This is a genomic window from Arthrobacter sp. 05N33_2, from assembly GCF_056397425.1.
On record NZ_JBFTNJ010000010.1, the window covers coordinates 72,956 to 86,495 of the forward strand.

The 13,540-nt window shown below is 66.6% G+C and carries 14 protein-coding genes; 11 read left to right on the plus strand and 3 right to left on the minus strand.

The window, feature by feature from the left end; translation table 11 throughout:
• Nucleotides 1-37: 37 nt before the first annotated feature.
• Nucleotides 38-865 carry an aldo/keto reductase gene (locus tag AC1DHX_RS07880; protein ID WP_476857106.1) on the plus strand — a complete coding sequence of 276 codons (828 nt, stop codon included), beginning with the start codon at nucleotides 38-40 and terminating at the stop codon, nucleotides 863-865.
• A gap of 27 nt (nucleotides 866-892) precedes the next feature.
• Here AC1DHX_RS07880 and iolB read toward each other — a convergent pair whose 3' ends face one another.
• Nucleotides 893-1,789, minus strand: a complete 897-nt coding sequence (gene iolB, locus AC1DHX_RS07885) for a 5-deoxy-glucuronate isomerase (protein ID WP_476860167.1) — start codon at nucleotides 1,787-1,789, stop codon at nucleotides 893-895.
• 59 nt (nucleotides 1,790-1,848) lie between these two features.
• Nucleotides 1,849-2,589 (minus strand): GntR family transcriptional regulator, encoded by a 741-nt coding sequence (locus AC1DHX_RS07890; protein WP_223914252.1) that lies wholly within the window; start codon nucleotides 2,587-2,589, stop codon nucleotides 1,849-1,851.
• 348 nt (nucleotides 2,590-2,937) lie between these two features.
• Here AC1DHX_RS07890 and AC1DHX_RS07895 point away from each other — a divergent pair, with 348 nt between their 5' ends.
• The 6 genes from AC1DHX_RS07895 to AC1DHX_RS07920 are packed head-to-tail and all read left to right on the plus strand — an operon-like array spanning nucleotide 2,938 to nucleotide 8,928.
• On the plus strand, nucleotides 2,938-3,933 hold the full coding sequence (locus AC1DHX_RS07895; RefSeq protein ID WP_028275612.1) for a substrate-binding domain-containing protein: 996 nt from the start codon (nucleotides 2,938-2,940) through the stop codon (nucleotides 3,931-3,933).
• Between the two features lie 52 nt (nucleotides 3,934-3,985).
• On the plus strand, nucleotides 3,986-5,035 hold the full coding sequence (locus AC1DHX_RS07900; RefSeq protein ID WP_028275613.1) for an ABC transporter permease: 1,050 nt from the start codon (nucleotides 3,986-3,988) through the stop codon (nucleotides 5,033-5,035).
• Between the two features lie 15 nt (nucleotides 5,036-5,050).
• On the plus strand, nucleotides 5,051-5,968 hold the full coding sequence (locus AC1DHX_RS07905; RefSeq protein WP_476851300.1) for an ATP-binding cassette domain-containing protein: 918 nt from the start codon (nucleotides 5,051-5,053) through the stop codon (nucleotides 5,966-5,968).
• Nucleotides 5,969-5,999: 31 nt separating this feature from the next.
• Entirely contained in the window at nucleotides 6,000-7,103 is a 1,104-nt protein-coding gene (locus AC1DHX_RS07910) for a Gfo/Idh/MocA family oxidoreductase (RefSeq protein WP_476851301.1), read from the plus strand.
• Nucleotides 7,103-7,897 (plus strand): TIM barrel protein, encoded by a 795-nt coding sequence (locus AC1DHX_RS07915; protein WP_476860168.1) that lies wholly within the window; start codon nucleotides 7,103-7,105, stop codon nucleotides 7,895-7,897. The genes AC1DHX_RS07910 and AC1DHX_RS07915 overlap by 1 nt, the downstream gene beginning before the upstream one ends.
• On the plus strand, nucleotides 7,894-8,928 hold the full coding sequence (locus tag AC1DHX_RS07920; protein WP_476860169.1) for a Gfo/Idh/MocA family oxidoreductase: 1,035 nt from the start codon (nucleotides 7,894-7,896) through the stop codon (nucleotides 8,926-8,928). The genes AC1DHX_RS07915 and AC1DHX_RS07920 overlap by 4 nt, the downstream gene beginning before the upstream one ends.
• A gap of 21 nt (nucleotides 8,929-8,949) precedes the next feature.
• Here the strand turns inward: AC1DHX_RS07920 and AC1DHX_RS07925 are convergent, their stop codons facing one another.
• Nucleotides 8,950-9,723: a gamma-glutamyl-gamma-aminobutyrate hydrolase family protein gene (locus AC1DHX_RS07925; protein ID WP_476860170.1), complete on the minus strand. Its 774-nt coding sequence runs from the start codon at nucleotides 9,721-9,723 to the stop codon at nucleotides 8,950-8,952.
• A gap of 39 nt (nucleotides 9,724-9,762) precedes the next feature.
• Here AC1DHX_RS07925 and AC1DHX_RS07930 point away from each other — a divergent pair, with 39 nt between their 5' ends.
• The 4 genes from AC1DHX_RS07930 (at nucleotide 9,763) to AC1DHX_RS07945 (ending at nucleotide 13,350) form a co-directional block, all read left to right on the plus strand.
• The gene (locus tag AC1DHX_RS07930) at nucleotides 9,763-10,257 is read left to right on the plus strand and encodes an SRPBCC family protein (protein WP_223914246.1); all 495 of its coding nucleotides are present in this window, start codon (nucleotides 9,763-9,765) and stop codon (nucleotides 10,255-10,257) included.
• A gap of 14 nt (nucleotides 10,258-10,271) precedes the next feature.
• On the plus strand, nucleotides 10,272-10,979 hold the full coding sequence (locus AC1DHX_RS07935; protein ID WP_079550394.1) for a FadR/GntR family transcriptional regulator: 708 nt from the start codon (nucleotides 10,272-10,274) through the stop codon (nucleotides 10,977-10,979).
• 193 nt (nucleotides 10,980-11,172) lie between these two features.
• On the plus strand, nucleotides 11,173-12,546 hold the full coding sequence (locus AC1DHX_RS07940; RefSeq protein ID WP_476851305.1) for an MFS transporter: 1,374 nt from the start codon (nucleotides 11,173-11,175) through the stop codon (nucleotides 12,544-12,546).
• 27 nt (nucleotides 12,547-12,573) lie between these two features.
• Nucleotides 12,574-13,350, plus strand: a complete 777-nt coding sequence (locus tag AC1DHX_RS07945) for an SDR family NAD(P)-dependent oxidoreductase (RefSeq protein ID WP_018775918.1) — start codon at nucleotides 12,574-12,576, stop codon at nucleotides 13,348-13,350.
• Nucleotides 13,351-13,540: the final 190 nt, after the last annotated feature.

Here is a 13,540-nt window from a genome sequence, read left to right on the forward strand (position 1 = left end):
CACAACAGACCGCCCGACCACAACAACAGGAGACACCATGAACTCAAGGCCCCATATCGTCCTCAACAACGGGGTGCGGATGCCGCAGCTGGGCTTCGGCGTCTTTCAGATTCCCGACGCCGAGACCACCGAGGCGGTAGCAGCGGCGCTCGCGGCCGGTTACCGGAGCATCGACACGGCCGCCATCTATGGAAACGAGACCGGAACCGGCCGCGCGCTCGCGGAATCCGGGATCGCGCGGGAGGAGCTGTTCATCACCTCCAAGCTGTGGATCGACGACCTCGGCTACGAACCGGCCCTTGCTGCCTTCGACGCGAGCCTGGACAAGCTGGGTCTCGACTACCTGGATCTTTACCTGATCCACTGGCCGGCGCCGGCATCGGACCGGTACGCCGACTCCTGGTTGGCCCTTGAGAAACTCCTTGCCGACGGCCGGGTCAGGGCCATCGGCGTCTCCAATTTCGAGCCGGGACACCTGCAGCGGCTCATCGACCTGGGCGGAACGGTGCCGGCCGTCAACCAGGTGGAGCTGCACCCGGCCCTTCAGCAGCACGCCGTGACGGTGTTCAACGCGGCGCAGGGCATTGCGACGGAGGCCTGGAGTCCGTTGGCCCAGGGGGCACTGCTGGCGGATCCGGCCATCACGGAGATCGCCGCGCGGCACGGCAGAACCCCGGCGCAGGTCATTCTGCGCTGGCACCTGCAGCAGGGGAGGATCGTCATCCCGAAGTCAGTGACGCCGGCCCGGATCCGGGAAAACCTGGAGGTGTTCGGCTTTGAGCTTTCCGCGGGCGAACTGGCGGCCGTGAATGCCCTTGAGCGGAACGGGCGCACCGGACCGCACCCGGCCACGTTCAATGGCTAGCTGTCAGCGCCTGAGCAGCCGAACGGCCTAGCGGCCGAATGGCAGCCGCGGGTCCAGGTCCTGGCCCTCCCAGGTCTGGCGGATCCAGCCGTGGTGCGGGTCATCGCTGATGAGCCAGTCGCGGACCGGGCCAGGGCCGGCCATGACGTTGAGGTAATACATGTCGTAGCCGGGGGCGGCCATGGCGGGTCCGTGCCAGCCGTAGGGCACCAGAACGACGTCGCCGGTCCGGACCTCGGCCGCAACGTCGATGGGCCGCTCGTCGGAGGCGTAGACGCGCTGGTAGCCGATGGCGTCGTCGGCGCCGGGCCGCTGCGGCGCCCCTGGCGTGACGCGGGTTTCGAAGTAGTAGATCTCCTCGAGGTTGGTCTCGCCGTCTTTTTCCTCGTCGTGCTTGTGCGGGGGATAGGAGGACCAGTTGCCGGCGGGGGTGAGGACCTCGCAGACAATGAAGCGGTCCGCCTCCAGCGCGGCGGGGGTGCCGAAGTTGTGGACCTGGCGGGAGCAGTTGCCCGCCCCGCGCAGTTCCACCGGCGTCTCGGCGGCCGTGATGAGGCGGGTCGGGTAGGAGGCTTTGGCCGGCGCGGTGGCGACTGCCACGCGTCCGCCGTCGGCCGAGGTGATGGTTACTGCCTTGCCGGCTCCGGTGTAGAGCACATCGCTGGGGCCGCTGAAGACGCTGTCCCGGCCGGCCAGGGGATAGTCCTGCCCGTCGACGGTCGCTACGAAAGAGCCGTTGAGCGGGATCACGATGCGTTCCTCCGCCGCCGCGTCCAGGCTGACGGCGCCGCCGGCAGCGAGCGTGGCAACCTTCAGCCCGGTATGCGCCCAGCCGTCCACCTCCAGTCCGGAATCGGACGTCCCGATGGAAATGTCCCACTTGCCTTCGGCTGCGGTGCCGAGCGGATAGACCCAGTTGGCCATGGAAGCTGCCCTTTCGTTGTCGCGCCGGAGGCAGGCGCGTGTGTGCGCGGTTGGAGCGTCTATCTTTGAACCAGCGTCATCTCAAAGCTGTAGGAATCCGCCCGGTAGACGTGGTGGCCGGTTTCCACCATGCGTCCGGTGTCGTCCACCGCGGTCCGCTCCATGGTCACCAGGGCGGAGCCGGGGGTGGTCTCGAGCAGCGGCGCCTGGTAGTCGTTGGCGATCATGGCGCCGATCCGCTGTGAGGCAAGCCGGAAGTTCACGCCGCCGTTGCGGAGGATGGCGTAGAGGCCCTGCGAGCCCAGGCTTGCCTCGTCGATAGCGGTGATGTCGTCCCGCACCCAGTTCTCCATCAGGGCCAGCGGCTTGCCGCCCACTTTCCGGAGCCTGGTGAAGTGGTAGACCTTGGCGCCGGCCGGAAGCTGCAGTGCCGTCCGGATCGCGCCGTCCGCCTCCTCATGCGAGAAGCTGAGCACGTCGGTGGTGGGCTTGCTGCCGTTGTTGCTCAGGTCGTCGTAGAGGCTGGAGAGTTCCAGCGGGCGGCGGACCTGGCTGGACACCACCTGGGTGCCGACGCCGCGCTTGCGGACCAGGAGGCCCGAGCGGACCAGCTCGTCCATGGCTTTTCTCATCGTGGGCCGGGACAGGTTCAGCTGGGCGGCCAGGTCGATCTCGTTTTCCAGCCTGCTGCCGGGTTCCAGCAGCCCGGTGTGGATCGCTGCCTCGATGCCCTGGACCACTTGGTGGTACAGCGGCACCGGGGAAGAGCGGTCGATCCGCAGATTCAGTTGATTCGCCACTGGGCATGCTCCCTTGTGCTCCGCGGCGGTCGTCGTGCCGGCCTGCCCGCGTATGTCAGTGTATGTTCGCTTGATAGGACATACTGCCTTTTTCTGATAGTAGCAGGGCTGCCAAGAGGTGCCAAGGGCTGCTGTGACGGGCCTTGTTTGCGGGGGTCGGGCTGTCGGCGCTGGCCCGTCAAGCCCCGCGAATGGGACATTCCGATCACACTTCGTTACGTCCAAACATCCTAATGTCAGGACAAACTATTGACAACTGTGATTGGAGTCACCATGATCGGTTGTAGATGGCTCATGGACCGACGCGATGAAGCGGCCGGCGTGGCCCGGAATCAAAGGAGATTGATCGTGACCAAGTTCTCGTGGCGGAAGGCGACCCTCGTGGCGGCCGTTGTACCCATGCTGGCCCTGAGCGCGTGTTCGAGCACCGGCGGCAAGCCCGCAGACTCAGGCAATGCGGCTGGCGGAGGCCAGGCAGCCAGCACCTCCCGCATCAAGGTCGCCCTTATCACGCACGCCGCAGCCGGTGACACCTTCTGGGATATTGTTCGCAAGGGCGCCGAGGAGGCATCGGCGAAGGACAACGTTGAGCTCCTCTATACGTCCGATCCCGAAGCCGGGCGCCAGGCCCAGCTCATTCAGCAGGCCATTGACCAGAAGGTCGACGGCATCGCGGTCACGCTCGCCAAGCCCGAAGCCCTCAAGGACGTCCTGAAGAAGGCCTCCGACGCCGGCATCCCGATTGTGAGCCTCAACGCCGGTGAATCGGTCTCCTCCCAGCTCGGAGCATTCACCCACTTCGGTTCCAACGAGCAGCTCGCCGGTCAAGCCGTGGGCACCAAGCTGGCCGCGGACGGCTACAAGCACCCGGTCTGCGTGATTCAGGAACAGGGCCACGTGGGACTTGAAGCACGGTGCGCGGGCGTCAAGGCGAAGGTTCCCGGAACGGAGATCCTTTACGTCGACGGCAAGGATATGACCTCCGTTCAGTCCACCGCGACTGCCAAGCTTCAGGCTTCCAAGGACGCCGACGTCATCATCGGCCTCGGCGCCCCCATCACCCTGACTCTCCTCAAGTCGGTCACTGACGCCGGCAGCTCTGCCAAGGTTGCCAGTTTCGACCTCAACGCGGAGCTCGCCCAGAAGATCGTGGATGGTGCAGTTCTGTTCACCGTGGACCAGCAGCCGTGGCTGCAGGGCTACGGAGCCGTTGACGCCATCTGGCAGAACAAGCGCGGCGGCTTCAAGATCGGCGGCGGCCAGCCTGTGCTGACAGGCCCGGCGGTCATCGACAAATCCAATGCGGCCGATGTCCTGACCTTCGCCCAGCAGGGCGTCCGCTAACAGCCCGCTGGCCGGGCCGGCCCAGGCCGGCCCGGCGGCTAGGAGACTTATCATGACCATCACCCAGACCAAGACAAAGTCGCCGGCGCCCGATGAGCGCGTCGCCAAGCGCAGTCCGTTCCAGAAACTGCTCGGACGTCCCGAGGTCGGTGCCCTGGTGGGCGCGATCGTCCTCTTCATCTTCTTCGCGTTGGTGTCCCCGACCTTTACCCAGCCCGGTGCCCTGGCGACCATCCTGTACGGGTCCTCCACGATCGGGATCATGGCGGTGGGGGTGTCCTTGCTGATGATCGGCGGGGAGTTCGACCTCTCCACCGGCGTCGCCGTGATCACCTCGGCGCTGACGGCGTCGCTGTTCAGCTGGTACTTCACCACGAACGTCTGGGTCGGCGTCGGGCTGGCCCTGGTGGTCTCCCTGTCCGTCGGGTTCATCAACGGCTGGATTCTGATCAAGACCAAGCTGCCGTCCTTCATCGTCACCCTGGCGACGTTCCTGATGCTGACCGGCCTGAACCTGGGCCTGACCCGGCTGATCGGCGGCTCGGTGTCTTCGCCCTCGATCTCGACCATGGACGGTTTCGCATCGGCCCGGGCGGTGTTCGCCTCCTCGGTGAGCGTCGGCGGCGTCGACATCAAGATCACCGTGTTCTACTGGTTCGCGCTCGTCGCGGTCGCGACCTGGGTGCTGATGCGGACCCGGGTGGGGAACTGGATCTTCGCCGTGGGCGGGGACGCGAACGCGGCCCGCGCCGTGGGCGTGCCGGTCAAGGCCACCAAGATCGGTTTGTTCATGGCCGTGGGGTTCTGCGCCTGGATTCTGGGCATGCACAACCTCTTCGCCTTCGACACCGTGCAGTCCGGTGAGGGCGTGGGCAACGAGTTCCTCTACATCATCGCCGCGGTGATCGGCGGCTGCCTGCTCACCGGCGGGTACGGCTCGGCGATCGGCGGCGCGATCGGCGCGTTCATCTTCGGCATGGCCAACAAGGGCATCGTCTACGCGCAGTGGAACCCGGACTGGTTCAAGTTCTTCCTGGGCCTGATGCTGCTGCTGGCCACCATCGTCAACCTCATCGTCAAGCGCCGCGCGGAACTGAAGTAGAAGGGCCCCGGAACCATGAATGCCAAAGAGATCGACCAGCAGACCCTGCTGCAGAACGAAAACGATCCCCTCACCCACACCCCGGTGCACCTGCTCTCCCTCGACGGGGTCGGGAAGCACTACGGGAACATCATCGCCCTCTCCGAGGTCACCATGGCGGTGGACAACGGCCGCGTCACCTGCGTGCTGGGCGACAACGGTGCGGGCAAGTCCACGCTGATCAAGATCATCGCCGGCCTGCACCAGCACGACGCCGGGGTCCTGAAGATCATGGGGGAGGAGCGGAAGTTCAGCTCCCCCCGGGACGCCCTGGACGTCGGGATCGCCACGGTCTACCAGGACCTCGCCGTGGTGCCTTTGATGCCGATCTGGCGGAACTTCTTCCTCGGCTCGGAACTGACGAGCGGCTTCGGCCCGTTCAAGAGCATGGACGTCGAAAAGATGAAGGACATCACGCTCAAGGAACTCGCCGCCATGGGCATCGACCTGCGCGACGTCGAGCAGCCCATCGGCCAGCTCTCCGGCGGTGAACGCCAGTGTGTCGCGATCGCCCGGGCCGTGTACTTCGGCGCGAAGGTCCTGATCCTGGACGAGCCCACCGCAGCACTGGGCGTGAAGCAGTCCGGCGTGGTGCTCCGCTACATCCTGCAGGCCCGCGACCGCGGCCTCGGCGTCATCTTCATCACCCACAACCCGCACCACGCCTTCCCTGTCGGGGACCGGTTCCTGCTGCTCAAACGGGGAAAATCGATCGGCTATTACGACAAGAAGGACATCACCTTGGACGAGCTCACCGCCCAGATGGCCGGCGGCGCAGAACTCGCCGAACTCGCCCACGAACTCGAACAACTCGGCGGCCACAGCGACGTCGTCAAGGAAGTCCAGGGCGAAGTCGCCGACGTGTCCCAGACCACCGGCAAGACCTACGGGTAACGGCCGCCCCAACTCCTGAAAGGACAAGCCTTTGGCTTATCTCAACCGCAACGCCTCCGACGCCGTACTGCCCGTGCGGATCGGACTTATCGGCTCGGGCTGGATGGGCGCCTTCCACGCCGAGAGCATTGCCCGCCGGGTCCCCGGCGCCGTCCTTGCCGCCATCGCGGATCCGAACCTGGAATCTGCCGGGGCGCTGGCTGGCGCCCTGGGCACCGCGAAGGTGACCGCCGACGCTGCCGATCTCCTGGCCGACCCGGCGATTGACGCCGTCGTCATCGCCAGCCCCGCGCGTTTCCATTCCGCCCTGATCGGCCAGGCCGCAGCGGCCGGAAAACACGTCTTCTGCGAGAAGCCCGCCGGTCAGGGGCTCGAGGAGCTCGACGCGGCCCTTGACGCCGTCGACGCCGCCGGGGTGCACTTCCAGATCGGCTTCAACCGCAGGTACGCCGCAGACTTCCAAGCGGCCAAGAAGGACCTCGCCGCCGGAATCGTGGGGCAGCCGCAACTGCTTCGTTCGCTGACCCGGGACCCGGGCACGGGGAGCATCGGCCACGCCGCAAGGATCCCCGCGTGGACCATCTTCCTCGAAACCCTGATCCACGACTTCGACACCCTGAACTGGTTCAACGAAGGCGCCGAACCTGTGGAGGTCTATGCGGTTGCCGACGCGCTTGTGGAGCCGGGACTGCGGGACCAGGGGTTCCTGGACACCGCCGTCGTGACCATCCGCTACAGCAACGGCGCGATCGCCGTCGCCGAGGCGAACTTCAGCGCACTGTACGGTTACGACATCCGCGGCGAGGTTTTCGGCTCCAAGGGCATGGTCCAGGCCGGCCGCGCCACCGAAACCGCCGCCCGCCGGTTCACCGCCGAGGGGATGTCCGCCGACACCCCACGGCTGAACGTCGAGCTCTTCCGGCAGGCCTATACAGACGAGCTGGCGGACTTCGCCGACGCCGTGCGCGCCCGGCGTGACGGTACCGCTCCGGAGTCGAAGCCCTTCACTCTCACTCCGGGAGCCAGCGACGCCCGGCGCGCACTGGCCGTGGCGCTGGCCTGCATAGAGTCCGTCAAGCGGGGGACCCCGGCAACGGTCAACACAGTGGCCGTCAACGAGAACGTGGTCCTCTGATGCGGCTCGCCGTGTGCGCTGAGATGGTCTTTACGGACTTGCCGTTCACGGAGCGGGTGCGCCGGCTCCACGAGGCCGGCTTCGACGTCGAACTCTGGGACTCGCGGCCCAAGGACATCGGCGCGCTCAAGGCCACCGGGGCGGTGTTCTCCTCCATGACCGGATACAGCTCCGGCAGCCTCGTGGATCCGGACACGGCGGACGAGGTGGTGCGGACCGCCGAGTCCCTGATCCCCACCGCCCTGGAACTTGGCGTCAGCCGGCTGGTGGTTCACCCGGCGGAACTCGTCGACGGCCACGCGGCCCGGCCTGTCTACCGCTCCAGCGGACACATGTGGGCCACCGGCGCCCGGACCCTGGAACGGCTCGGGAAGCTCGGTGAGCAGTACGGGGTGACGTTCTGCCTCGAGAACCTCAACACCATCCGGGACCACCCCGGCATCCCGCTGGCACGGGCCAAGGACACCCTGGCGCTCGTGCAGGCTGCCGGGCACCCGAACGCCAGGCTCATGCTGGATCTCTATCACGCCCAAATGGGGGAGGGGAACCTGGTCGAGCTCGTCCGGACCGCCCTGCCATACCTCGGCGAAATCCAGGTGGCAGACGTTCCCGGCCGTTGCGAACCCGGAACCGGGGAAATCAACTACGCGGCCGTCGCCAGGGCGCTCGCGGACGCAGGCTACGAAGGAACCGTGGGCATGGAAGCGTGGGCCAGTGGCGACAGTTATGCGGCCCTGGAGGCCTTCCGTGCGGCGTTCACCGTGCCCGCACCAAACATGAGAGTAGAAGTATGAAAGACGTAATCCTTGGACTCGCCGGCGTTGGGCGGATCGGGGTCATGCACGCCAACAACATCGCCGCCCTCAACGAGGTCCTGAACCCACAAGGGATCCGTGTCCGCCTACGCCTCACCGACGTCGCCGAAGAGCACGCCCGGACGGTGGCACGCGGTCTCGGTGCCGAATTCCTGCCCTCGGTCCAGGCGCTGCTGGCCTCGGGGCTGGACGGCCTGGTCATCGCCACCGGAACCGGAACCCACCCCGAGCTCATCAAGGCCGGCGTGGACGCCGGGATCCCGGTGTTTTGCGAAAAGCCCGTGGCCCTGAACGTGGCCGACGCCCTGCCGGTGCTCGACTACATCCGGGACCGGAACGGCGTGGTGCAGATCGGGCATCAGCGCCGGTTCGACGCCGGCTACCTGGAAGCCCGCCGCGCTTACCAGGCCGGCGAGCTGGGCTGGATCCATTCCCTGCGTGCCGTCACCTGCGACATGACGCCGCCCCCGGTCGAGTTCCTGGCCAGCTCCGGCGGGCTCTTCCGTGACTGCTCGGTTCACGATTTCGACATCCTGCGCTGGCTCACAGGCCGCGAAATCGTCGAGGTCTACGCCAAGGGCTCCAACAACGGGGATCCGGCCATCGGTGCGGCCGGCGATGTGGACACGGCCCTCGCGCTGGTGACGTTCGACGACGGCACCGTGGGAACGGTTTCGGCGACCCGCTACAACGGGGCGGGCCATGATGTCCGGCTGGAAATCCAGGGCTCCCGCGGCTCGCTGATGGTGGGCCTGGACGACAAGACGGCGCTGGCCTCCGCCGAAGCGGGGATCGCTTTCCCCGCGGGGAAGCCGCATCTGACGTTTGCCGAGCGGTTCGAGACGGCGTACCGCTCCGAAATGGAGGCGTTCGTCGAACTGATCCTTGGCCGCCGGGAGAATCCATGCACTCCGGAAGACGCCGTCGCGGCCTCCCGGGTTGCCGATGCCGCCCAGGAATCGCTGGCCACCGGTGCCCCGGTCAAGGTGACGGTGAGCGTCGGCAGCTGATTACGGACCGGGGCGTCCGGCTCAGGGCCGGGTGCGGCACGCCTCGACGAAGGCCCGGAACGGCGCGAGCCGCTCCCCGGCCGGGAGCTCCAGGGCCTCGGGGTGCCACTGGACCGAGGCCACCCAGCGCTCCGGATCCTCCAGCGCCTCGACGGTCCCGTCCTCGGCCACGGCCGTCACCTGCAACCCTCCGGCCACCCGGGCCACGGCCTGATGGTGACCGGAGGCGATCTTCACGTTCACGGCACCGGAACCGCCGCCGTAGAGCGCGGCCACCCTGGAGCCGGCCCGCACCGCCACCTCATGCCAGGCCCACGGGCCGGCCCCGTGCACCGGCGCGGGCTCGCGGTGCGCCACCGTCCCCGGCGCCATGTCCTGGACGAGCGTCCCGCCGTAAAGCACATTGAGCAGCTGCTGCCCGCGGCAGATGCCGAACACAGGCAGCCCGGCGTCGATCGCAAGACGCGCCACGGCGAGATCCAGCGCGTCCTGGGCAGGGCTGACGTCATAGCAGACGTCACCGCGCAGCTCGCCGTAGAGGGCGGGGTCGAGGTCGCCGCCGCCGGGAAGGACGACGCCGTCAAGGCAGGCCATCGCCGCGGCGAGGCCGCCGTCGTCAGGCCCCGAAGCGTCGAGCAGCACCGGTTCGCCGCCGCCCTCGCGCAGCAGCCCCACGATGTACTCGAACAATGCGTTGGCTTCCGCCACGCGCGGGTCGGGATCGGAGGAACTGCTGAGGCGGACGGGAACGCCGATGCGCGGCCGGCCGCGAAGGGGGTTGCGGGAAGTCTGCATGCCTCATTCTGCAACACGATCGCGGACTAGGATTACTAGATGAATCCCCGCTATCTCGTGTCCCGTAGCCGGTACATCGCCGCCGCCCCCGAAGCCATCTTCGAGGTGCTCGCCACGCCTGCCCTGCACAGCGTGATCGATGGCTCGGACACGGTCAAGGGCGCCCAGCCGCGCGGGCCCGGACGGCTGTACCTCGGCGCCAGGTTCGGCATGCAAATGCGCATGCGGGTGAACTACAAGATCCTGAACAGGGTCTGCGAGTTCGAGGAAGGCCACCGGATCGCGTGGCGGCACTTCTACGGCCACGTGTGGCGCTACCTGCTGGATCCGGCCACAGGCCCGGACGGTACCCCCGGCACGCTGGTGACCGAGCAATGGGACGCGCGGCGGGTCCGTGGAAAGAGCTTTCTCCGGCTGGCCGGCTACCTGCGCCGCCATCCGGTCAATTTGGAACAGACGCTTGCCAAGCTCGACGCCTACATGGCTGCGCACCCGGACATGGGTAATGTGGATGGCAGCACGAAACGAGACTGAAGGTGGGAACTGGGATGGGCCGCAGGACACTGGTCGACGATCTCGTCGACGGCCTGCTGACCGAAATCCTTGACGGAAAGCTCCTGCCCCACAACCCGATTCCGCCCGAGGCCGACATCGCCAAGGCCTACGGCGTCAGCCGGCTCACCGTGCGTGAGGCCCTCAAAGCCCTCCGGGCGCAAAACATCCTCTATGTGAAGGCCGGCCGGGGAACGTTCGTCAATCCCACGGACAACTGGACCGGCCTGGACGCGATCTTCAAGGCAGCCTCCCACGGCAATGCGGCCGACCAGGTCTCGGTGGGACTGATTGAGATGCGCCGCATGGTGGAGACCGGGGCCGCGGCGCTCGCCGCCAAACGCTATACCCCGGAGCAGGCCGAGCGCATGCGCGAGTGCATCGCGGACATGAAGCGCTTCCACGACTCCGGCGACCTGGACCGCTTCGTGGAGGCGGACATTGGTTTCCACGACGCCGTCCTGAAGGCGTCCGGCAACCCCTTTGTCCGGGCCCTGTTCGCCCAGCTGGGCCAGCTGCTGTACGTGACCCGGCGCGAAACGTCGGCCGTCGAGGTGATCCAGCAGCACGCCATCGATTACCACCAGCGGGTCCTGGACAGCATTCTCAGCGGCGACGCCGAGCGCTCGCGGCAGGCAATGGATGAGCACATGGACCAGACCAATGCGGACTACGAACGCTACGTCCGGGGCGCCAAGTCCTGACGTCCGCTTCCGGACTCTTGACGTAATCCGAATCACATTCTAAGATTTTGGCTAGTTCCTGAATCAGATGTCTGACATCTGACTCAACAAGTATCCTGCAGCACGCGCTTCCAGGCGGGCAGGATGACCACCCCAATCCACCGCTTTCCTCACCCGGCACAGCCGCAGGGCAGGAAAACACTTAAGAAGGTCGATGATGACTTCATTAACCCCCAAGTCCTTCGGACTCGGCGAACTGGGCGACCGCACGCTCCGCAAGGTCCGCCGCCGCGTCATGCCCCTGATTGTCCTGCTCTACTTCGTTGCCTACCTGGACCGCAACAACGTCGGATTCGCCAAACTCACCATGAGCGAGGACATCGGCCTGAACTCCGCTGCCTACGGTCTGGGCGCCGGCATCTTCTTCCTTGGCTACGCCCTCCTGGAGGTTCCCAGCAACGCCGGCATGTACCGGTTCGGAGCCCGGAAATGGCTGGCCCGCATCCTGATCACGTGGGGCATCTTCGCCACCGCCATGTGCCTGGTGAACGGTGAAACCACGTATTACATCGTCCGGTTCCTGCTCGGTGCCGCCGAGGCCGGGTTCTTCCCGGCGATCCTGTTCTACCTGACGCTGTGGTTCCCTGCCGCGCAGCGCGTCACCGTGCTGGGCATCTTCATCCTTGCCCAGCCCGTATCCAACGCGCTCGGTGCCCCGGTGTCCGGGCTCCTGCTGCAGATGGACGGCGTCATGGGCCTCCAGGGCTGGCAGTGGCTCTACATCATCGAAGGCATCCCGGCGATCGCCCTCGGCCTGCTGACACCCATCCTCATGACGGACCGTCCGCGGGACGCCAAATGGCTCGAAGCCGACGAGCGCAACTGGCTCACCGCCACCATGGACGCCGAACTGGCCGCCAAGTCCCAGTCGGGCAAGCACAACTTCATGGCCGGGCTCAAGGACAAGCGCACCCTGGTCTACTCCGCCCTGTACTTCGGCCTGGTGTGCGGGATTTACGGCCTGGGCCTGTGGATGCCCACCATCGTCGCGGCCCTGGGCAAGTTCTCCACGGCAGAGGTCGGCTTCATCGTCTTCATCCCCTATGCCGTGGCCGCAGTATTCGTCTACTTCTGGAGCAAGCGCGCGGACCGGACCGGCAAGCGTGCCTGGCACGCCTCGGTCAGCATGGTGCTTGCGGGCGTCGGACTCGTGGCCGCCGGCTACCTGCTCCCGGTCAACCCGTTCCTCGCGATGGTCGGTCTGACGCTCTCCGCCATGGGGATCTACGGGGCGATCGCCCCCTTCCTCTCGATGCCCTCCGCGGCACTGACCGGTGCGGCTGCCGCTTCCGGGCTGGCCCTGGTGAACTCCCTCGGAAACCTCGGCGGCTTCATCTCCCCGTACGCGGTCGGCCTCCTCAAGGACGCCACCGGAAGCAACCAGAGCGGGCTCCTGTTCCTGTCCCTGTGCCTGTGCATCACGGCCGTGGCCACCTACCTGTACGCCCGCCGGCGCCCCGAAGGCGACGCCAGCCTTGACCCCGCGGTCGCAGCGGCTGCCGCCGTCGACCCGGCCAAAGTATCCTGATCCGAAACCCCCGAAGGAATCTTCGTCATGACATCAATTACCCCGTTCCCCACTGAACGCACCGTGGTCCTGACCGGAGCCGCGTCAGCCCGCGGCATCGGCCGTGCCGCCGCCGACCGCCTGGCCAGCGAGGGCTGGTCCATCGCAATCCTGGACATCAATGCCGAGGACGCCAGCGCCGCTGCCGCCGAAATCGGTTCCAACCGTGCGGTCAAGGCCATCGGCGTCGGTGCGGACGTCTCCGACGCCGCGTCGGTTGACCGGGCCATCACCGAGATCGAGGGCTCGCTGCCCCCGATCGTCGCGCTGGCCAACCTGGCCGGCATCAGTTCCCCGACGCCGTTCATGGACACCACGGTCGAGGAATGGGACAAGGTCTTCGCCATCAACATGCGCGGATCCTTCATCGTTTCCCAGCGCGTGCTCAAAGGCATGATCGAGCGCAAGCTCGGCCGGATCGTGAGCATCTCCTCGATTTCGGCACAGCGGGGCGGCGGCACCTACTCAAAGGTCGCCTACAGCGCCTCCAAGGCCGGGATCATCGGATTCACCCGCGCCCTGGCCCGCGAGGTGGGCGAGTTCGGGGTCACGGTCAACGCCATCGCCCCAGGCCCCATCGACACCGACATCATGGGCGGCACCCTGAGCGAGGAACGCAAGGCGCAGATGTCTGAGGGCATCATGATGGGGCGGGTCGGCAGCCGCGAGGAAGTGGCGGCCCTGATCGCCTTCCTGCTCGGCCCGGACGCGGGTTACATCACCGCGGCCACCTATGACATCAACGGCGGCCTCCAGGTCTCCTAATCCGCACGCACCCCCGTTGCGCTATCACTTTTGGGCCTTAAGATCCCGGAATGGCCACTGTGGAGTCTCATGACTTAATGGACGTTTCTGTCTCAAGACATCGTGGACAGTGTGTCTCAGGACATCGTGGACACTCGGACCGGTTTTGCTCGGGTCATGAGCAAAATGCACCCCGATATCAAGATCCGGC